This window comes from Streptomyces sp. NPDC031445 (genome assembly GCF_055581365.1).
On sequence record NZ_JBVIJO010000003.1, the window covers coordinates 113,325 to 131,857 of the forward strand.

The window sequence follows — 18,533 nt, forward strand, 5'->3', positions numbered from 1 at the left end:
GCCGGACCGGAGACCGGTGCCTCCTCCACGGGGGTGACAGGTGGCAGGATCCGAACCCGGTAGCGGACCCGTCACACACCGTCCGGACAGGCCACCGGCCCAGCGCTCGGAGAGACAGCCCATGGCACCGAACGTTCTCGGTCAAAGTCGGCCACTCCCCATCGCGTCGCGCCGCCCCGCGCCGGTCCGCGCGCGGCACCGGAAACCGTTCCCGTGCTTCGACCCGCGCCACCCCGCCGACTTGGCGCGGGTCGACGGCCCCGCACCGTTCGGCACCGGTCCCCACGAGGGGAGGGACCGGTGCCGGGCGGGCGGGAACCCAGCCGCTCGACGGGACGTCTCGGCTCACCCGCCGTCGCCGAAGCCGCGTTCCGGTCCGGTGGCCCGGTTCGGGGGGTGCGCGGCCGGGCAGTGACGCCCTGAAGACCGCCCGGAGGTCACCCGCCCCGACTGGAGGACAGATGAAGGTCTCCGTCGACCGCTCCCTGTGCTACGGCTCCGCCGAGTGCGCGCACCGGGCGCCGGCCGTGTTCGCGTTCGAGGACGGCTACGGCGTCGTACGGCCCGGCGGTGCGGACATGGCCGGGGACGCGCGGGTCCGGGAGGCGGTCCTGGAGGCCGCCGAGAAGTGCCCGTCGCAGGCGATCGTCCTCACCGAGTAGGCACCGGGGGCGGCACGGCCGTCCTCACCGGGCGGCGGAAGGAGCCGGTGCGTAGCTCCAGCCGAAGGCGGCGAGCGCGCGCGCACGGGCCTCCGCCACGGCCATGCGGGCCGCCCGCTCGGCGGGGTCGACGTGGGCCGCCTGCCCCGTCACCTGCCCCTCCCACTTGCGGTACAGCAGACCGGGCTCCGCACAGAACCAGCCGCGGCTCACCGCGTCCAGCGCCAGCAGCAGACCGGTGTCCTCCGAGGCGGGCAGCGCCATCCAGCCGCCCAGCGCGGTGAGCAGCTCCCGCCGTACGCACAGGCCCGCCGGGTGGACCGGGGCCAGGAAGTCGTTCCGCTTCCAGTGGTCGAGGACGGTACCGCGCTCGATCGGGCCCTCGCCGGGATCGCCGGCGAAGGCGGCCGTGGAGCCGTCGGGCAGCAGGTCGAGGACGCGGCACGTCGTCCAGCCGACGGTGTGGTCCGCCTCCAGCACGGCCAGGTCGCGGGCGAGCGCGCCCGGCGTGAGCTGGTCGTCGGCGTCCAGGACCTTGACGTAGGCGCCCCGGGCGCGTGCCAGCGCGATCGTCCGGGCGACCCCGGGTCCGCCGGGCCGGCCCTGGCGGAAGCTGACGCGGGCGTCGTCGGGGACGTACGGGCGGACCGCGTCCGTCGTGCCGTCCTCCTGGACGACCCACTCCCACTCCCAGCCGGCGGGCAGCCGCTGCGCGCGCAGCGACGCGTACGCGTCCGCCAGGAAACGGGCGGACGGGCCGTGGACAGCGGTGACTACGGTGACGCGCCGGTTCACGGCAGCGCTCACCACCTCTCCTGCGGGTGCCGGTCGTTGCCGTACGAGGATGACCTACCGGGAAAAGCGCGAGACCCCCGGCCGAACCCGGCCGGGGGTCTGTTCGTGTCGACTGGTGCGTACGCAAGTCGCCGTGCGGTCGAGACGTTGCGGTACAGCGGTGGGGAGGGCTCAGCAGTCGAGGGAGTCCGAGAGGTGCTGCTCGTGGGACCTGGCGTCCGTCTGCTCCGGTACCCGCGGCTGCGGTTCCGTCTGTGTCCCGTCGAGGGGGCGGTGGCGGCAGCTCGGCGTCTTGCCGTGGGCCTCCGCCCGGATCCGCTGCTTCATCGTGGGGGGCAGGGCCTTGGCATGGGACCAGGCCCAGTGGCGCATCGCCGGGATCGTCGGGATGGTGCGGTGCGCCGTGCCGGTGCTCGGGGTCTCGGTCCGGGGTGCGGCCGCGGCGGCGGTCGTGGTGGTGGCGGAGACGAGTCCGAGCGCCGTGCACAGCGCGAGGAAGGCGGTGACGATGGCGGTCCACAGCTTCATGACCTTGTTCTGCGCGGTCATGGCCCCTCACTTTCGGGTTGGGCGATTTGCGTACTTTGCTCATGATGTGTATGTGGGCCGGGAAGTGGTGGACCGACGCCCGTGGCGCGTCGATGTTCAGATCAACACCACTCGGACGGGTGCACGGGGGCGGGGAATTCCCGCCGCGGCCGAGGCGGGAGCCGGGCCCCGGCGCAGGTCACCGATCGATATCGGTCGGTGTGTATAGTCGGGCGCCAGAGGTCCCCTACGTCAAGGAAAGACGAGGTCGCGCGGTGAAGAAGCTGCTCCTGGTCGCACTGGCCGCCATCGGCGGGCTCCTCGTGTACCGCCAGATCCAGGCGGATCGCGCCGAGCAGGATCTGTGGACGGAGGCGACTGACTCCGTGCCCACGGGTTCGTGAGTCCCGATACCCGATCTGTACCGACCCCGGCCGCCTGCGCGGTCGGGGTTTCGCGTTCCCCGGCCGTGTCGCGCGGGCCCCTGCTCCGTGTTGCGGGGTCCCGGCGGGTGAGGTAGACGCGCGGGACGGCGGAGCCGGACGGTGCCGGGCGTTTCGGACGGGCGTACGCGTTGCCCGGATGGCGCAGCGGCGGCCGGGGCAGGATGGGCCTCACGGTCCGCCGGTCCGGCGGCCGTCCGACGACTGGGGGGTGCGGCGCGTGCGGGGCCGAGGGGGCGGTACGGCGGTGGGGGCCGGGGCGGCCGGGTGGCAGGCGGCGTGTCCGGCACGGGCGCGGGCACGGCGGCGGGCCGCCGCCCGGGGCGCCGTGACCGGCCTGCTGCTGGCACTGTCCGCCGCCCTCGCCCCGCCGGCGCCCGTCCTCGCCCTGCCGGCCGCCGACACGCGCCCGGGGCCGTACGCCTTCGCCCCCGGCGCCCGCACCGTCGCCGGCGCGAAGGGCACCGCGGACGCCGGACTGCTCGACCCCCGCCACGCCTACCGCAGCTCCCTGCCCCGCGACGGCAGGCTCTACTACCGCCTCCGCCTGGCCGCCGCTGACAGCGCGTACGCCGCCGTCACCGCCGTACCACCGGCGGACGCCACCGTCTCCGCCACCGACGGCATCCGGGTCTCGCTACGGGACGCCGACGGCGCCTCCTGCTCCTACGCCTCCGCCCGGATCGGCGCCGGGCTCAGCCCGCGCCCGGTCACGGCCGTGGCCCAGCGCGAGGCCGGCAAGGCGCTGTGCCAGGGCGGGGGGACGTACTACCTGCTCGTCGAACGCCTCGACGCCGAGGGCTCCGGGGCGGCGGCCGCGTCCGGGCCGTGGGACCTGGAGATCACGCCCGCCACGGAACCCCCTCTCGCCGCCGCCGGGCCCACCACCGCGCCGCGGACCTGGGACTCCGCCACGCCGGAGCCCCTCACCGGCACCCCCCGGGACCGCCCGGGCGGCACCGGTTTCGCCACGGCGCGCCCGGTGGGACAGGGGGTCTGGCGCACCCGTCTCGTCCCCGGCGAGACCCGTTTCTACAAGGTGCCGCTGGACTGGGGCCGGCACCTGCACGCCTCCGCCGGCCTGGACGGCGCCCCGGGCCACGGCTACGTCGGCGGCGCCCTGAACCTCTCCCTCTACAACCCCGTCCGCGGCTACGTCGACGACGTCTCCCTCGGCTACACCGGAGCCCCGAAGTCCGCCGCTCTCGCACCGCTCCCGCCGGTGGAGTACACCAACCGGTACGCCGTTCCCGCCGGGGTGACCTCCGTCCGCTTCGCCGGCGCGTACTACCTGGTCCTGCACCTCAGCGCGCACCTGGCCGGCACCTTCGGGCAGGGCCCGTTCGAGGTGACCCTGCGGGTCCGGGTGGGCGGACGGCAGCAGGCGGGGCCCGCGTACGCCGGCCGGCCCGTGCCGGCCGGTGTCTTCACGGTCACCGACGAGGACCGGCGGGCCGCGCTGTCCGGGAACACCGGGGGCGGGGCCGACGCGCGGTTGATGCGGCTGGTCGCCGTCGGCGGGATCGGCACGGGCACCGCGTTGCTGCTGGTCCTGGGCGGGTGGACGGTGGCGGCCCGGCGGGCTCACACCCGGGCCAGCGCCCAGAAGCCCACGGCATAGCAGGCGAGGGCCAGCAGCAGGAGCGGGATCGCGGCCCTGGCCGGGGGACCGGGCCGGCGGGCGGCACGCCGGGCCCGGCGCCCTCGGGTGGCGGTTCGCGGGGCCTGCGGTGACGGCGGGGGAGCCTGCGGGTCGCGGGTGGTGTACGCGGCGGTGGCGGTGTCGATCCGGGGGTCCGGGGCCGGCACGGGGGCCGGGTGGGCCGGGACCGGGGGGACCGGCGCTTGCTGGGGCGGTGGCAGGCGGAAGCTGCCCGTGTCCGAGAGGGAACCGGTGTGGGCGGGCGTCGAAGGCGCCCGCACCGACGGTCCCGGGCCGGGACCGGCCGGTCCACCGCCGGCGCGCCCAACTGCCCGGCCGCCGAACGGGTCTGATGCCGCGTCCGACTCGTCGGCCCCGCCCGGCACCGGGTCCGGCGCCACACCGGAGGCCCGCCGGAGGGGGCCGTCGGGACCGAAACCGGGCGGGAGCGGGCCCAGTTGGTCGAAGATCTCGATGAGTTCGTCGCCGGGGCCCGGCTCCGGAAGGAGTTCGGCGGCGGCGGCGAGTGCCTTGCGCGCTCCCGTGGCGGTGCGGAAGCGGTCCGCCGGATCGGGCTGGAGCAGGGAGGCGACGACCTGCCAGAGCGGTTCGGGAACTCCCTTGGGCGGGCCCGGCGTTCCGTGTTCCAGGAAGTACCGCACCAGCGCCTTGGCATCGGGCCTGGCGCCTTCCAGGAGGTACAGGGCGACCAGGCCGACGGCGAACAGGTCGGCCGGGAAGTCGGGTTCGGCGCCCAGCATCTGCTCGGGGGCGAGGTAACCGGGCGTCCCCACCACCAGGTTGGTCTCCGTCAGCCGGGGTTCGCCGAGCCGCATCGCGATGCCGAAGTCGGACAGCCGCAGCCGGGGCCGGCCGGTTCCGGTGGCTTCCAGGAGCACGTTGGCGGGCTTGACGTCCCGGTGGACCACGTCCTCGGCGTGCACGGCCGCGAGCCCGGACAGCAACTGGTCCAGCAGCGTGCACACGAACGCCGGCGGCAGGGGGCCGTAGTCGCCGACCAGGTGCACCAGGGAGCCGCCGCCGACCAGGTCCATGGTGAACAGCACCTTGTCGTCGTCGGCGGCCCAGCTCGCCGGGGCGAGGACGTGCGGGTGGTCGATGCGCAGCGCCTGCTCGCGGACGAAGCGGAGCAGGGAGTGGGCGTCGCGCTGCTGGAGGACCTTGGCGGCCACGTACCGCCGGCGGCGGTGGTCCCAGGCACGCCACACGGCGCCCACGCCGCCGCGCCCGATCGGATCGGCCAGCTCGTACCGGCCGGCGAAGACCTCACCCATGGCAGCCGCCGCTCCTCCCCTGGTCCGACGAAGACCCCGCGCCACCGCGCCCCTGCCGTACGCGCCCCGCCGGCCCGGACCCCCCGTCCCGGACCGGTCGCGCGGTCAGTTCTGGTGGGACTGGTAGTGCGCGACGGCGTCGGAGGTGCGGCCGGCGCCGTAGACGCGGAGGAACTCCGCGAGTTCGGGATGGCTCGGGGCGAGGGTGTCCGCGGCGTCGATGATGTCACCCGCGGCGGCCACCGAGCGGAGCAGCGACTGGATCTCGCGCACCACCCGCTTGACCGTGGGCGCACCCGAACTGTTCGTGGTGTGAGTGGTGTTGCTGAGCACGGAGCCCCCTTGCGACTTCTTGATCTCGTCCATCCGCTCGGTCGCCTCGGCGGCGCTGACGCTGCCGTCCGCGACCTGGGACGACAGTTCCTGGAGCAGCTGCACCCGCTGGACCACCGCCGGATTGCCGATCTTCGCGCGCTGGCCGCTCATCAGCTGCGAGAGCATCGGCGCGGACAGGCCCAGGACCGCCGCGAGCCGGGCCTGGTTCAGCCCGAGATCGTCGATGAGCTTACGGAAGAGCGCCCCCAACGGCTCCCCGTACCAGTTCCGCTGCAGCTCCCGCGCTCTGGCGGTGGCTTCCTGCTGTGCGGCGTCCATTGCGTCTCCCCATCGCTTCCCCTGAAAACCGCGGTTCGCTGTAGCGAACCACGTCGAGCATCTTACGGAGAGTGGTCATCCGCGGGGACCCCCAATCTTTTTGCGGGATACGGGGGGTGACCCGGTACTCTGGTCTGCGGCGCCCGCCGGAACGTGATCCGTCCGGCAGGTCGCTCCTTCCCGGGGCCTTAGCTCAGTTGGTAGAGCGCCGTCTTTGCATGGCGGATGTCAGGGGTTCGACTCCCCTAGGCTCCACCCGAGAAATGCCCCCTGATCTGCTCGAACGCAGTGTCAGGGGGCATTTTCGCGTGCATGGGGGGACCCTCCGGCCCGATCGATCACGGCCGGAGGGTCCGCTGGTGTCCGTTGATGAATCCGCTGATGTGTGTGCGGCCGCTCAGATCTCGTCTTCGCGGCCCGTGGCGTCGTCCTCCGCCTGCTTCGCCTGGACCTCGGGGTCCAGGGCCTGGGCCTCGCTGCCGTCCACGGACGTGATGCGCCCCTCGTCGGTGACCTCCGTCGCCGCGGGCGGCTCGACCAGCCAGTCCGGGTTGGCCTGCTTGTCCCACCACTTCCAGGCGGCGAAGGCGCCGCCCGCCAGGGCGGTCAGCACCGCGACGGCCTTCAGGGCGCGGCCGGTGCGGGACCGGCGGGCGTTGCGCCGGGCCAGCTTCTGGATGTCGCGGGCCGAGACCTGGCCGCGCAGCGCGGCCAGTGCGGCGGCACCGCGCGCGGCCGCCTCGTCGCGGACCGGAGCGGTCGCGGCCACGGCCTGTTCGATCCTGGGACGCGAGTAGGCGGCGGCCTGCCGGGCCGCCTTGCGGGTGCGGACGGCGGCTTCCTGCGCGGCCAGGTCCACCTTCGGCGGTACATGCGTGCGGGCCTGCTCCAGGCGCGGGGCGAGCCGGGCGTCGTACTGCACGCGGGCCTGTTCGGCGGCCTGCGACACCACGGGCGCCAGCCGTACGCGTGCCTCCTGCGCGTAGTACGCGGCACGCTCCTTGGCCGTGTCGGCGTAGGGCGCCACCACTTCCGCGGCGTGCAGCACGCTGTCCTTCGCCGAGCCGGTCGCGGCGCGCACGCTGTCGATGCGGGTCACGGGTTCCTCCTCCTCGGTGGCGTACGGTATTTCGACTTTCCACCCTTTTACGGATCATGCCTGCCCGCGGCCGCTCTGGCATGTGCGGGCGCGCATACGGGTGCCGATCGGCCCCCTTCGGCCTGATCCGGGGCGACGATCCGGGGCACCGGGGGGCTCGTGGTCGACACTGCCACGAATCACCGGCGCGCGCCGCCCGCGCGCCGGAAGTCACGGCCGCCCGGCGACGCGCGGACGGGACCGTGGAAGGATCGGAGATGTGCGGCGGACGACGACGGAAGGCGGATCGTGGCCGAGCAGCTGTATGCCACTTTGAAGACCACCCTCGGCGACATCGAGGTCCGGCTCTTCCCCCTCCACGCCCCCGTCACGGTCAGGAACTTCGTCGAGCTCGCCCGGGGCGAACGCGAGTGGACCCACCCGGGCACCGGCGTAAGGAGCAGGAACCCGCTCTACGACGGCACGGTCTTCCACTCCGTGATCAGCGGGTTCATGATCCAGGGCGGTGATCCCCTGGGCAACGGCCTCGGCGGGCCGGGTTACGGCTTCGAGGACGAGTGCCGGCCGGACCTGGCCTTCGACACCCCGTACCTGATGGCCATGGCGAACGCCGGGCCGGGCACCAACGGCTCGCAGTTCTTCATCACCGTCACCCCGAGCACCTGGCTGAACGGCAAGCGCACCATCTTCGGCGAGGTCACCGACCCGGCCTCCCAGAAGGTGGTCGACGCCATCGCGAACGTGCCGACCGGCCGCAACGACCGCCCGCTGACCGACGTCGTCCTGGAGACGGTGGTGGTGGAGACGCGCGAGGACTGAGGGAACCAAACGCGCCGCTCGTCCGTAAGGATGGGCGGAGCAGGACCGTACCGTGAGGACGGACACGACGAAGCAAGGGGATCTGATGGACCAGGCCGCAGGGAGCGCGCAGGACGCCGCCCGGAGCGTGCCCGTGTGCTACCGGCACCCGGACCGCGAGACCGGCGTGCGCTGCACCCGCTGTGACCGGCCCATCTGCCCGGAGTGCATGATCAGCGCCTCGGTGGGCTTCCAGTGCCCGGACTGCGTCCGCGAGGGCTCGGGCACGGGGCACGCGCCGGCGGCGTCCCGGCCGCGCACGGTCGCCGGGGGCACGGTCACGGCCGACCCCCGCCTGCTCACCAAGATCCTGATCGGGATCAACCTCGCGGTGTTCATCGCCGTCCAGGCCGACCGCTCCCTCCTGGACCACCTGGTGCTCTATGGCGCCTGGCCGCCGAAGCCGTTCGCGCCGACCTCGGGCGTCGCCGGAGGCGAGTGGTACCGCTTCGTGACGTCGATGTTCGCGCACGAGGAGTACTGGCACATCGGCTTCAACATGCTGAGCCTGTGGTGGATCGGCGGCCCGCTGGAAGCGGCCCTGGGCCGGGTCCGCTATCTGGCGGTCTACTTCGTCTCCGGGCTGGCCGGCGGCGCGCTGACCTATCTGCTCGCCTCCCCGCAGACGGCCTCGCTCGGCGCCTCGGGCGCGATCTTCGGGCTCTTCGGCGCGACCGCCGTGCTGATGCGCCGGCTCAACTACGACATGCGCCCGGTCATCGCGCTGCTGGTGATCAACCTGCTCTTCACCTTCGGGTTCAGCAACATCGCCTGGCAGGCGCACATCGGCGGACTCGTCGCCGGTGTCGTGACCGGGTACGCGATGGTGCACGCCCCGCGCGAGAAGCGGGCGCTGGTGCAGTACGGCACCTGTGCCGTCGTCCTGGTGCTGGCGGTGGCGCTGGCCCTGGTCAGGACCGCTCAGCTCACCTGATACCGAACCGTTGTCCACAGGCTGTGGCGGATCTTGTGCACGGCGTGCGGACACAGCTGCGCCCCCTGTCGCTCGGATGTGTTTCCGCAGGTCGGACAGGGGGCGAACAGATGTATGGAGATCGGTTGGCCAGTCACACCGGCGTCAACGCCCGATGAGTTATCCACAGATCGTAGTTTCTTTTCCCCAGGGGATTGTGGACAGCACCCCTGGCCTGTGGATAACTCGCCGGATAGCCCTGGGCAGAGCTACTTCCACTGCGTGGAGACACCGAAGCCGGCGGCGATGAAGCCGAAACCGACGACGATGTTCCAGTTGTCCAGGCTGTCGACCGGCAGCGAGCCGTCGGTCACGTAGAAGACGACGATCCAGGCCAGGCCGATCAGGAACATGGCCAGCATCACGGGCGCGACCCACGCGCGGTTGGTGAGCTTGATGGCCTGTGCCTGCTTCGCCGCCGGCGGCGTGTAGTCGGCCTTCTTGCGGATACGTGACTTCGGCACGAGGGTCTCTCCTGTCGATGCGCTGCGTGGCCGCGCAGGTAACTGGGTCGGGCTCGGGGCAGCGTACAAGGGGCCAACATGACGACTCTGTGTGCTCCCCCGGGCGTCCGTTAGCGTAGTGCTTCCGTGGCGTCGAAGGAGATAAGGGTACGTTGAGCAATTCTGCTGACTCCCCCGGGACGGGATCAACGGGTCCGGGCCCCGTCCGCTGGCCGCGTGTGCGGCCCGTGCGGATCCTCACGGCCGCCGTCTTCGCGCTCGCCGGGCTCATCTTCTTCACCAGCTTCAACACGGCCAAGGGCACCGACCTCCGTCAGGACGGCTCCCTGCTGAAGCTGTCCGACCTGATCCAGCAGCGCAGCCGCAAGAACAAGGAGCTGGACGAGTCCAACGCGACTCTGCGCCACAGCGTCGAGTCGCTGGCCGAGAACGACGACGGCAGCACCAAGGCCGAGGACGAGAACCTGGGCCGGCTGGAGAAGAGCGCGGGCACCCGGCAGCTGACCGGCAAGGCCGTCACCGTCACCCTGAACGACGCCCCGCCGGGCGCCACCGCCAAACTCCCCGGCTATCCCGAGCCGCAGCCGGACTACCTGGTCATCCACCAGCAGGACCTCCAGGCCGTGGTGAACGCGCTGTGGCAGGGCGGCGCCCGGGGCATCAAGGTCATGGACCAGCGGCTGATCTCCACCAGCGCGGTGCGCTGTGTCGGCAACACCCTGATCCTCCAGGGCCGCGTCTACTCACCGCCGTACAAGATCACCGCCGTGGGGGACCCCGGCCGGCTGAAGCAGGCGCTCGCCGCGAGCAAGGCGATCCAGACGTACATGGTCTACGTCAACGTCTACGGCCTCGGCTGGAAGGTCACCGACGACGGGACGGTGACTCTTCCCGGCTACTCCGGCACGGTGGATCTGCACTACGCGAAGCCGGTGGGGTAGGGACCACCCGGTTCGCGTATCGGATCGACAAAGACCCCTGCAAAACGGCGCCGGCCGATGCCGAGGTGATCGACCCTGTTTTCCGTGCCTCCGGGTACACGCCCGGACTCCGCACAGCCTGTGGAGGCAGGCGGACCGGGGGCTCCGCGCCGCTAGTCTGGTGACGTACGGCGTGGGTCTGGTGCCGTAGCGGATACGGAAGGGACGGCAGGGGACGGCATGTACGGCTGGATCTGGCGGCATCTGCCGGGCAACGCGTGGGTGAGGGCCTTGATCTCCCTCGTACTGATCCTGGCCGTGGTCTACGTCCTGTTCCAGTACGTCTTCCCGTGGGCCGAGCCACTGCTGCCCTTCAACGATGTGACGGTGGACAACCAGTGAGTGCGCGGATTCTCGTCGTCGACAACTACGACAGCTTCGTCTTCAACCTCGTCCAGTACCTGTACCAGCTGGGCGCGGAGTGTGAGGTGCTGCGCAACGACGAGGTGTCGACCTCGCACGCGCAGGACGGCTTCGACGGCGTGCTGCTCTCGCCCGGGCCCGGGACCCCGCAGGAGGCGGGCGTGTGCGTGGACATGGTCCGGCACTGCGCGGCCACCGGGGTGCCGGTCTTCGGCGTGTGCCTGGGCATGCAGTCGATCCAGGTGGCGTACGGCGGTGTGGTGGACCGGGCGCCCGAGCTGCTGCACGGCAAGACCTCGCCGGTCGAGCACGGGGGCCGGGGCGTCTTCGCGGGCCTGCCCTCGCCCTTCACGGCGACCCGCTACCACTCCCTGGCCGCCGAACCGGCCACGGTCCCGGCCGAGCTGGAAGTCACCGCCCGCACGCACGACGGCATCATCATGGGCCTGCGCCACCGGGAGCTGCCGGTGGAGGGTGTGCAGTTCCACCCCGAGTCGGTGCTGACCGAGCACGGGCACCGGATGCTGGCCAACTGGCTGGCGGAGTGCGGCGACCAGGGCGCCGTGGCGAGATCGGCGGGGCTCGCCCCGGTGGTGGGCAGGGCCACGGCGTGACCGCGCTGCGCCCCGAGCGCGAGGACTTGTACGACGGCGGGAGCCCGTACGAGTCCTCCGGCGGTGCGCGGCCGTACGAGTCCTCCCGCGGCACGCGGCCGTCCGCGGGGCGGCGGCAGGATCCGCCGACGGCCCCGATGCCCCGGCTGACGGAGGAGGACCTCACGGCGTCCCCGGCCGCCGGTGCGGGCCGCGGGGCGCCCCTGCCCCGCGTCGACGAGGAGACGATGGCGCTGCGGATTCCGCGGCCGGCGGAGTACGGCGCGGACGGCGGTGCCACCCGGGCGGGCACAGGGGCCTCTGGAGCCTTGCCGGCCGCCGCGGCCTCCCGGGCCGCGCCGGGCGGCCGTGCGGCCCGCAGAAAGGCCGCCAAGCGGCGTGGAGGGCGGCACGGCGGCCCCCGGGACGCCCGCGAGCCGGCGGCTGCCCCGACGGGCCGGGACCCGCAGCGGCCCCTGAGCCGGGTGGAGGCCCGGCGGCAGGCCCGGCTGCGCAAGCCGAGCCCGGCGACCGTTGCGAGCCGGGCGATCGGCGAGGTGTTCATCACCACCGGCGTCCTGATGCTGCTGTTCGTCACCTACCAGCTGTGGTGGACCAACGTCCGCGCGCACGCGCAGGCCGGCAGCGAGACCCACCAGCTCCAGGACGACTGGGCCAACGGGAAGCGCAATCCGGGCGTCTTCGAGCCGGGGCAGGGCTTCGCCATCCTGCACATCCCCAAACTGGACGTGGTCGCGCCCATCGCGGAGGGCGTCAGCAACAAGAGGGTGCTCGACAAGGGCATGGTGGGGCACTACGGCGAGGCCCCGCTGAAGACGGCGATGCCCGACGCCAGGACCGGCAACTTCGGTCTCGCCGCGCACCGCAACACGCACGGTGAGCCGTTCCGGTACATCAACAGGCTCAAGGCCGGGGACGCGGTCGTGGTCGAGACCCAGGACACCTACTTCGTGTACAAGGTGACCTCGATGCTCCCGGTGACGCCGCCGTCCAACACCAGCGTGCTGAACCCGGTACCGCCGGGCTCCGGCTTCACCCGGCCCGGCCGCTACATCACCCTCACCACCTGCACACCGGAGTTCACCAGCAAGTACCGGCTGATCGTCTGGGGCAAGATGGTCCAGGAACGCCCGCGCAGCAAGGGCAAGCCGGACGCGCTCATCGAGTAGGGCTCACCGACCAAGGGCGCTCATCGACCAAGGGCAGAGGACACAGTGGCAGCGACCGCCGACGAGACCGAAGAGACCACGGACGCGTCCGATCCGGCTCCGGATCCCGCCGCGCGCCGGCGCCCCGGCCGGATCGCCCTCGCGGTCAGCGTCTTCGGGGAACTCCTCATCACGGCGGGCGTGCTGCTCGGCCTGTTCGTCGTCTACTCGCTGTGGTGGACGAACGTGATAGCGGACCGCAAGGCGGACCGGCAGGCCGACAAGGTGCGCGAGCACTGGGCCGAGCGGCAGCACTCCGGTCCCGGCGCGCTCGACACCAAGGACGGCATCGGGTTCCTGCACGTGCCGGCGATGCGGAACGGCGAGGTGCTGGTCGAGAAGGGCACGGGCACGGACGTCCTCGACGACGGTGTGGCCGGCTACTACACGGACCCGGTCAAGGCCACGCTTCCCACCACCGGCAAGGCGGGCAACTTCGCCGTCGCCGCCCACCGGGACGGGCACGGCGCGAAGTTCCACAACATCGACAAGCTGCGGAAGGGCGACCCGATCGTCTTCGAGACGCGGGACGACTGGTACGTCTACAAGGTCTACTCGGTCCTGCCCGAGACCTCGAAGTACAACGTCAAGGTCCTCTCCGCCGTCCCCGCGGAGTCCGGCAGGAAGAAGCCGGGCCACTACATCACCCTGACGACCTGCACCCCCGTCTACACCTCCCGCTACCGGTACGTGGTCTGGGGCGAACTGGTCCGCGTGCAGAAGGTGGACGCCGAGCGGACGTTGCCGAGGGAACTGCGCTGAGCATGCGCGTGGGCCCCTGCCGGGATGTCCCGGCAGGGGCCCACGTGTGTGCGGGGCGTGTCAGCCGATGCCGCCGAAGAAGCCGCCGCCGCCGTTGTTGTCGCCGTTGCCGCCGCCGTTGTTGCCGTTGCCGCCCGGGCCCCCGACGGTGACCAGGTTGATCGCGGTGCCCTTGTCGACCGGGTTGCCCTGGCCGGGGTCCGACGTGAACACGGTGGCGTTGTCGTCCTGCGAGCCGGTGATGTTGCCGACCACCAGGCCCGCCTGTTCGATCAGCTTCCTGGCGTCCTTCAGCTTCTGCCCCTGGACGTTGGGCACCTGCACCTGGGTGTTCTGCGCCTTGCCCACGTTGACCGCGACGGGGGTGTTCTTGGTGACCTGCTGGCCCGCCGCCGGGTTGGTGTTCTGGACCTTGCCGTCCTGCGCCGGGTCGGAGACCGGGGTGTCGTTGCAGGTCGGGGCGAGCCCCTTGGCCTGGAGTTCGGCCTTCGCCTCGTCGCAGGACTTGCCGGCGACGTCGGGGACGGTGACCTTCTCCTCGGCCTTGGCGACCGTGAGGGTGATCTCCGAGCCCTTCTCCCGCTGCTTGCCGCCGATCGGGTCCTGGTCGAGCACGGTGTCCGGGCTCTCCGTGGAGACGCGGGCCTGCGTCTTCACCGTGAACTTGTAGTCGTCCCCCTCCAGCTTCGCCTTGGCGTCGTCGAGGCTGAGGCCGATGACGCTGGGCACGGTCACCTTGGGCGCGCCCGTGGACACCACCAGGGTGACGGTGCTGTTCTTCTCGGCCTTCGTGCCCTCGTCCGGGTTCTGGGAGCACACGTTGCCCGTGGCCTGGTTCTCGCAGGCCTTCTTGGTGACGGTCACCTTGAGGTCGACGTTCTCGGCCATCTTGCGGGCCGTCTTCTCCGGCTGGCCCACGAACGACGGCACGGGCACCTTGCCGTCGCCCTTGCCGTCACCGCCGAACGCGTACATGCCGATCAGGATCGCGCCGACCAGGACCAGCAGGCCCGCGACCACCAGCAGGATCGTGGAGCTGTTGGACTTCTTCTGCTGGCGGCGGCGGTCCGGACGCTCGTCGTAGCCGTAGCCGCCGTCGTCGGGGTTCATCGGCGGGAGCATGGTGGTCGCTCCCGCCGGCTCCGAGCGCAGGGCGGTCGTCGCCTGGTCGTCGGGGTAGCCGACGTAGCCGACCGCGCCCATCGCGGCCGTGGCCGCGACCGGCTGGCCGTCCAGGCACGCCTCGATGTCGGCGCGCATCTCGTCGGCCGACTGGTAGCGGTAGTTGGGGTCCTTGACCAGCGCCTTGAGGACGATCGCGTCCATCTCGGGCGTGATCTCGGGGTCGAAGACCGACGGGGCCTGGGGTTCCTCCCGGACGTGCTGGTAGGCCACGGCGACCGGGGAGTCGCCCACGAAGGGCGGCCGTACCGTCAGCAGCTCGTACAGGAGGCAGCCGGTCGAGTAGAGGTCGGACCGGGCGTCGACCTGCTCGCCCTTCGCCTGCTCCGGCGAGAGGTACTGGGCGGTGCCGATGACCGCCGCGGTCTGGGTCATGGTCATGCCGGCGTCGCCCATCGCGCGGGCGATGCCGAAGTCCATCACCTTGACCTGGCCGTTGCGGGTCAGCATGACGTTGGCCGGCTTGATGTCGCGGTGGACGATGCCGCTGCGGTGGGCGTACTCCAGGCCCTGGAGGATGCCGATGGTCATCTCCATGGCGCGCTCGGGCAGCAGCTTGCGGCCGGAGTGCAGCAGCTCACGCAGCGTGGAACCGTCGACGTACTCCATCACGATGTACGGGATGGAGACCCCGTCGATGTAGTCCTCGCCCGTGTCGTAGACCGCGACGATCGCGGGATGGTTGAGCGAGGCGGCCGACTGGGCCTCCCGGCGGAACCGGGCCTGGAAGGACGGGTCGCGCGCGAGGTCCGCGCGCAGCGTCTTCACCGCCACGGTGCGGCCGAGCCGGGTGTCATGCGCGAGGTAGACCTCCGCCATGCCACCGCGGCCGAGCACCTGGCCCAGCTCGTACCGGCCGCCGAGGCGACGCGGCTCTTCCATAGCTACCTACCAGCCCTCTCCGTCGGTCTCGGCCGCGCACCCCTGTGCGCGGCCGGAGGCTGCCGTCCGGGCCTACCGTACCCGGCTCGTTCTGTGTGACCTGGCCAAGCCCGTAACCCGATACAGGACCGGTATCGCAACGTGCGGCGATGTGAAGGAGCTGTGAGCGGCCTCACTCCCGGTGGCGGACGACGGTCACTTCTTTGAGTCGATGACCGCCTTCATGACGTTCTTCGCGATCGGCGCGGCCAGACCGCCACCGGAGATGTCGTCGCGGTTGGCGCTCTCGTCCTCGATCACGACGGCCACGGCGACCGGCGAGCTGCCGTCGCTGAGCTTGGCGTAGGAGATGAACCAGGCGTACGGGTTCTCGCTGTTCTCGACGCCGTGCTGGGCGGTGCCGGTCTTGCCGCCGACCGTGACGCCGTCGATCTTCGCCCGGGTACCGGTGCCCTTCTCGACGACCGTCTGCATCATGTCCTGGAGGATCTGCGCGTTCTTCGGCGACAGCGGCCGGCTCAGCTCCTCCGGCTTGGTCGTGGCGACCGGGTCCAGGTTGGAGGACTGGAGCGAGTCGACCATGTACGGCTTCATCAGCTTGCCGTCGTTGGCGACCGCCGAGGCGACCATGGCCATCTGCAGCGGGGTGGCGGCGGTGTTGTACTGGCCGATGGAGGACAGCGCGGTCTGCGACTGGTTCATGCCGTCCGAGAACACCGAGGCGCTGGAGCGGACGGGAGTGAACTGCTCGGCGTCGAAGCCGAACTTCTTCGCTTCCGCGAGCATCTTGTCGTTGCCGAGGTCGGCACCGATCTTGCCGAAGACGGTGTTGCAGGAGTACTGGAGCGCGACCCGCATGGTCGCGTTCTCGCACGGGATGTTGCCCTCGTTCTTCAGCTGGGTCGTGGTGCCCGGCATGGTCCACGGCAGCGGCGACTCGGTCCGCTCGTCGGCCGAGGTGTACTTTCCGTTCTCCAGCGCCGCGGCGGCCGTGACCACCTTGAAGGTGGAGCCCGGCGGGTACGTCTCGCGCAGCGCCCGGTTCAGCATCGGGTCGTTGGGGTTGTACTTCTTCTGGAGCTTCTTCCAGGCCGCGGCGTCGTCGTTGGTGTTGCCCGCGAACGACGAGGGGTCGTACGACGGGTAGGAGGCCAGCGCCAGTATCTTGCCGGTGGAGGGGTCGAGGGCGACGACCGCGCCCTTGCCGCCGCGCTGCTTCAGACCGTCGTACGCCGCCTTCTGCGCGGCGGCGTTGAGCGTGGTGACGACGTTGCCGCCCTGCTGCTCCTTGCCGGTGATCATGTCCAGCGTCTTGCGGAAGAACAGCCGGTCGTCGTTGCCGGTCAGGATGCCGTCCTCGATGGACTCCAGCTGGGTGGCGCCGAAGGCCTGCGAGGCGTAGCCGGTGACCGGCGCCCACATGGGGCCGTTCTTGTAGGTGCGCTTGTACTTCAGGTCGTTCAGACCGGTCTTGCTGGTCAGGGTGGACCCGGTGATCGGGTCGCCGCCGGACACGATGATGTCGCCGCGCGGGGTGGCGTAGCGGGCGATGGTGACGCGGCGGTTGTTCGGGTCGTCCTTGAGCTTGTCGGCCCTGACGTACTGGAGGTAGTTGTCCCGCAGCAGCAGGGTGAGGACGAGAAGGCCGCAGAAGATCGCGATCCGGCGCAGGGGCTTGTTCATGACGGGCGGACCACCTGGGTCATTTCGGCGTCGGGGTTGGCGGCGGGTGCGGGCGCCGGGCGGCGGGCGGTGTCGCTGATGCGGATCAGCACGCCGATCAGCGCCCAGTTGGCGATGACCGACGAACCACCGTAGGCGAGGAACGGCATCGTCATACCGGTCAGCGGGATGAGGCCCATCACACCGCCGGACACGACGAAGACCTGGAGCGCGAAGGCGCCGGACAGGCCGATGGCGAGCAGCTTGCCGAACGGGTCGCGGGCGGCGAGGGCGGTGCGCACGCCGCGTTCCACGATCAGGCCGTAGATCAGCAGGATCGCCATGATGCCCGCCAGGCCCAGCTCCTCGCCGAAGGTGGCCAGGATGAAGTCGGAGTTGGCGGCGAACCGGATCAGCTCGGAGTGGCCCTGGCCCCAGCCGGTGCCGAGGGTGCCGCCGGAGCCGAACGCCCACAGCGCCTGCTGGAGCTGGTCGGAGTGGACACCGGCGACGCCGGGGGTGCGGCTGAGCGTGTACTCGCGCATCGGGTCGAGCCAGGCCTGCACACGGACCTTGATGTGCGGTTCGAAGCTGGCCACGCCGATGGCGCCGACGGCGGACATCAGCAGACCGAAGACGATCCAGCTGGTCCGCTCGGTGGCGACGTACAGCATGATCACGAACATGCCGAAGAACAGCAGCGACGTACCGAGGTCGGTCTCGAAGACCAGGATGAGGATCGAGATCGCCCAGACGACGAGGATCGGGCCGAGGTCGCGGCCGCGCGGCAGGTACAGGCCCATGAAGCGGCGGCTGGCGAGCGCGAGCGCGTCCCGCTTGACCATCAGGTAGCCGGCGAAGAACACCGCCAGCACGATCTTGGCGAACTCACCGGGCTGGATGGTGAAGCTGCCGATCGAGATCCAGATCTTGGCGCCGTACACGTCCGCGCCGAGGCCCGGGACCAGCGGCAGGAGCAGCAGGAACAGCGCGGCCACCATGGAGATGTAGGTGTAGCGCTGGAGCGTGCGGTGGTCCTTGAGGAAGACCAGCACCGCCACGAACAGCGCGATGCCCATCGCCGTGTAGAGCAGCTGGTTGGTCGCCTTGCCCCCCGCGACGTGGATCTGCTGGAGCAGCTTGGACTGGTCCAGCCGCCAGATGCACACCAGCCCGAGTCCGTTGAGCAGGGTGGCGAGCGGCAGCAGCAGCGGGTCGGCGTACGGGGCGAACTTCCGTACGACGAGGTGGGCGACGGCGGCCAGCAGACCGAGCCCGAGGCCGTAGCTCAGCAGGCCCGCGGGGACCTGGCCGTCGATGGCCAGGCCCACGTTCGCGTAGGCGAACACGGGGATGGCCACAGCGAAGACCAGCAGGGCCAGCTCGGTGTTGCGGCGGCTCGGCGCGCCGATCGCGCCGATCGTGGACGTGTGGTGCGTCGGCGAGTTCGTTGTACTGCTCATCGTG

General features: G+C 71.4%; 19 protein-coding genes and 1 tRNA gene. 11 read left to right on the forward strand and 9 right to left on the reverse strand.

Annotated features, from left to right (window positions below; genetic code table 11):
• The first annotated feature begins 461 nt into the window (after nt 1-461).
• Entirely contained in the window at nt 462-662 is a 201-nt protein-coding gene (locus ACZ5DC_RS10750; RefSeq protein ID WP_468651466.1) for a ferredoxin, read from the forward strand.
• A gap of 24 nt (nt 663-686) precedes the next feature.
• Here the strand turns inward: ACZ5DC_RS10750 and ACZ5DC_RS10755 are convergent, their stop codons facing one another.
• Both ACZ5DC_RS10755 and ACZ5DC_RS10760 read right to left on the reverse strand, forming a co-directional pair.
• Entirely contained in the window at nt 687-1,469 is a 783-nt protein-coding gene (locus tag ACZ5DC_RS10755) for a glycosyltransferase family 2 protein (protein ID WP_468651468.1), read from the reverse strand.
• 159 nt (nt 1,470-1,628) lie between these two features.
• Nucleotides 1,629-2,006, reverse strand: a complete 378-nt coding sequence (locus tag ACZ5DC_RS10760) for a DUF6344 domain-containing protein (RefSeq protein ID WP_468651470.1) — start codon at nt 2,004-2,006, stop codon at nt 1,629-1,631.
• Nucleotides 2,007-2,260: 254 nt separating this feature from the next.
• Between ACZ5DC_RS10760 and ACZ5DC_RS10765 the strand changes: the two genes are divergently transcribed.
• Together ACZ5DC_RS10765 and ACZ5DC_RS10770 are read left to right on the forward strand one after the other, a co-directional pair.
• Nucleotides 2,261-2,389, forward strand: a complete 129-nt coding sequence (locus ACZ5DC_RS10765; RefSeq protein ID WP_003999697.1) for a DLW-39 family protein — start codon at nt 2,261-2,263, stop codon at nt 2,387-2,389.
• A gap of 259 nt (nt 2,390-2,648) precedes the next feature.
• A complete protein-coding gene (locus tag ACZ5DC_RS10770) occupies nt 2,649-4,049 on the forward strand; it encodes a hypothetical protein (protein WP_468651472.1) in 1,401 nt (466 codons plus the stop codon).
• Here ACZ5DC_RS10770 and ACZ5DC_RS10775 read toward each other — a convergent pair.
• Both ACZ5DC_RS10775 and ACZ5DC_RS10780 read right to left on the reverse strand, forming a co-directional pair.
• Entirely contained in the window at nt 4,013-5,365 is a 1,353-nt protein-coding gene (locus ACZ5DC_RS10775; RefSeq protein ID WP_468651474.1) for a serine/threonine-protein kinase, read from the reverse strand. The two genes, ACZ5DC_RS10770 and ACZ5DC_RS10775, sit on opposite strands and share 37 nt — an antisense overlap.
• Before the next feature lie 105 nt (nt 5,366-5,470).
• Nucleotides 5,471-6,019 (reverse strand): helix-turn-helix domain-containing protein, encoded by a 549-nt coding sequence (locus ACZ5DC_RS10780; RefSeq protein ID WP_366752799.1) that lies wholly within the window; start codon nt 6,017-6,019, stop codon nt 5,471-5,473.
• 182 nt (nt 6,020-6,201) lie between these two features.
• On the opposite strand from ACZ5DC_RS10780, the gene ACZ5DC_RS10785 reads away from it, so the two are divergent.
• Nucleotides 6,202-6,274: transfer RNA gene (locus ACZ5DC_RS10785), tRNA-Ala, on the forward strand.
• A gap of 142 nt (nt 6,275-6,416) precedes the next feature.
• Here ACZ5DC_RS10785 and ACZ5DC_RS10790 read toward each other — a convergent pair.
• Nucleotides 6,417-7,118 (reverse strand): DUF5324 family protein, encoded by a 702-nt coding sequence (locus ACZ5DC_RS10790; RefSeq protein ID WP_468651477.1) that lies wholly within the window; start codon nt 7,116-7,118, stop codon nt 6,417-6,419.
• A 288-nt stretch (nt 7,119-7,406) separates the two neighbouring features.
• Here ACZ5DC_RS10790 and ACZ5DC_RS10795 point away from each other — a divergent pair, with 288 nt between their 5' ends.
• Nucleotides 7,407-7,937, forward strand: coding sequence for a peptidylprolyl isomerase (locus tag ACZ5DC_RS10795; RefSeq protein ID WP_468651479.1), 531 nt, complete (start codon nt 7,407-7,409; stop codon nt 7,935-7,937).
• A gap of 85 nt (nt 7,938-8,022) precedes the next feature.
• Nucleotides 8,023-8,910, forward strand: coding sequence for a rhomboid family intramembrane serine protease (locus ACZ5DC_RS10800; protein WP_366752802.1), 888 nt, complete (start codon nt 8,023-8,025; stop codon nt 8,908-8,910).
• A gap of 248 nt (nt 8,911-9,158) precedes the next feature.
• On the opposite strand, the gene crgA is transcribed toward ACZ5DC_RS10800, so the two are convergent.
• Complete coding sequence (gene crgA / locus ACZ5DC_RS10805) at nt 9,159-9,413, reverse strand: cell division protein CrgA (RefSeq protein WP_014673794.1); 255 nt, start codon at nt 9,411-9,413, stop codon at nt 9,159-9,161.
• 152 nt (nt 9,414-9,565) lie between these two features.
• On the opposite strand from crgA, the gene ACZ5DC_RS10810 reads away from it, so the two are divergent.
• From ACZ5DC_RS10810 to ACZ5DC_RS10830, 5 genes are all read left to right on the forward strand, one after another.
• The gene (locus tag ACZ5DC_RS10810) at nt 9,566-10,354 is read left to right on the forward strand and encodes a DUF881 domain-containing protein (RefSeq protein ID WP_468651482.1); all 789 of its coding nucleotides are present in this window, start codon (nt 9,566-9,568) and stop codon (nt 10,352-10,354) included.
• A 219-nt stretch (nt 10,355-10,573) separates the two neighbouring features.
• Nucleotides 10,574-10,735 carry a hypothetical protein gene (locus tag ACZ5DC_RS10815; protein ID WP_103813562.1) on the forward strand — a complete coding sequence of 54 codons (162 nt, stop codon included), beginning with the start codon at nt 10,574-10,576 and terminating at the stop codon, nt 10,733-10,735.
• On the forward strand, nt 10,732-11,370 hold the full coding sequence (locus tag ACZ5DC_RS10820) for an aminodeoxychorismate/anthranilate synthase component II (protein ID WP_468651484.1): 639 nt from the start codon (nt 10,732-10,734) through the stop codon (nt 11,368-11,370). The genes ACZ5DC_RS10815 and ACZ5DC_RS10820 overlap by 4 nt, the downstream gene beginning before the upstream one ends.
• Nucleotides 11,367-12,539, forward strand: a complete 1,173-nt coding sequence (locus ACZ5DC_RS10825) for a class E sortase (RefSeq protein ID WP_468651486.1) — start codon at nt 11,367-11,369, stop codon at nt 12,537-12,539. Before ACZ5DC_RS10820 ends, ACZ5DC_RS10825 begins: the two co-directional genes overlap by 4 nt.
• A gap of 45 nt (nt 12,540-12,584) precedes the next feature.
• On the forward strand, nt 12,585-13,340 hold the full coding sequence (locus ACZ5DC_RS10830) for a class E sortase (protein ID WP_468651488.1): 756 nt from the start codon (nt 12,585-12,587) through the stop codon (nt 13,338-13,340).
• Nucleotides 13,341-13,400: 60 nt separating this feature from the next.
• Here ACZ5DC_RS10830 and pknB read toward each other — a convergent pair whose 3' ends face one another.
• The 3 genes from pknB to ACZ5DC_RS10845 all read right to left on the reverse strand — a co-directional run bounded on the left by pknB (nt 13,401) and on the right by ACZ5DC_RS10845 (nt 18,529).
• Entirely contained in the window at nt 13,401-15,404 is a 2,004-nt protein-coding gene (gene pknB, locus ACZ5DC_RS10835) for a Stk1 family PASTA domain-containing Ser/Thr kinase (RefSeq protein ID WP_468651490.1), read from the reverse strand.
• Between the two features lie 195 nt (nt 15,405-15,599).
• Nucleotides 15,600-17,087 carry a peptidoglycan D,D-transpeptidase FtsI family protein gene (locus ACZ5DC_RS10840; protein WP_468651492.1) on the reverse strand — a complete coding sequence of 496 codons (1,488 nt, stop codon included), beginning with the start codon at nt 17,085-17,087 and terminating at the stop codon, nt 15,600-15,602.
• Nucleotides 17,084-18,529 carry an FtsW/RodA/SpoVE family cell cycle protein gene (locus ACZ5DC_RS10845; protein ID WP_468651494.1) on the reverse strand — a complete coding sequence of 482 codons (1,446 nt, stop codon included), beginning with the start codon at nt 18,527-18,529 and terminating at the stop codon, nt 17,084-17,086. The genes ACZ5DC_RS10840 and ACZ5DC_RS10845 overlap by 4 nt, the downstream gene beginning before the upstream one ends.
• Nucleotides 18,530-18,533 lie beyond the last annotated feature (4 nt).

Coding starts and splice junctions, on each gene's coding strand:
- ACZ5DC_RS10815 (WP_103813562.1), top strand. CDS start 10,574: ATGTACGGCTGGATCTGGCGGCATCTGCCGGGCAACGCGTGGGTGAGG.
- ACZ5DC_RS10800 (WP_366752802.1), top strand. CDS start 8,023: ATGGACCAGGCCGCAGGGAGCGCGCAGGACGCCGCCCGGAGCGTGCCC.
- ACZ5DC_RS10840 (WP_468651492.1), bottom strand. CDS start 17,087: ATGAACAAGCCCCTGCGCCGGATCGCGATCTTCTGCGGCCTTCTCGTC.
- ACZ5DC_RS10775 (WP_468651474.1), bottom strand. CDS start 5,365: ATGGGTGAGGTCTTCGCCGGCCGGTACGAGCTGGCCGATCCGATCGGG.
- ACZ5DC_RS10750 (WP_468651466.1), top strand. CDS start 462: ATGAAGGTCTCCGTCGACCGCTCCCTGTGCTACGGCTCCGCCGAGTGC.
- ACZ5DC_RS10780 (WP_366752799.1), bottom strand. CDS start 6,019: ATGGACGCCGCACAGCAGGAAGCCACCGCCAGAGCGCGGGAGCTGCAG.
- ACZ5DC_RS10760 (WP_468651470.1), bottom strand. CDS start 2,006: ATGACCGCGCAGAACAAGGTCATGAAGCTGTGGACCGCCATCGTCACC.
- ACZ5DC_RS10845 (WP_468651494.1), bottom strand. CDS start 18,529: ATGAGCAGTACAACGAACTCGCCGACGCACCACACGTCCACGATCGGC.
- pknB (WP_468651490.1), bottom strand. CDS start 15,404: ATGGAAGAGCCGCGTCGCCTCGGCGGCCGGTACGAGCTGGGCCAGGTG.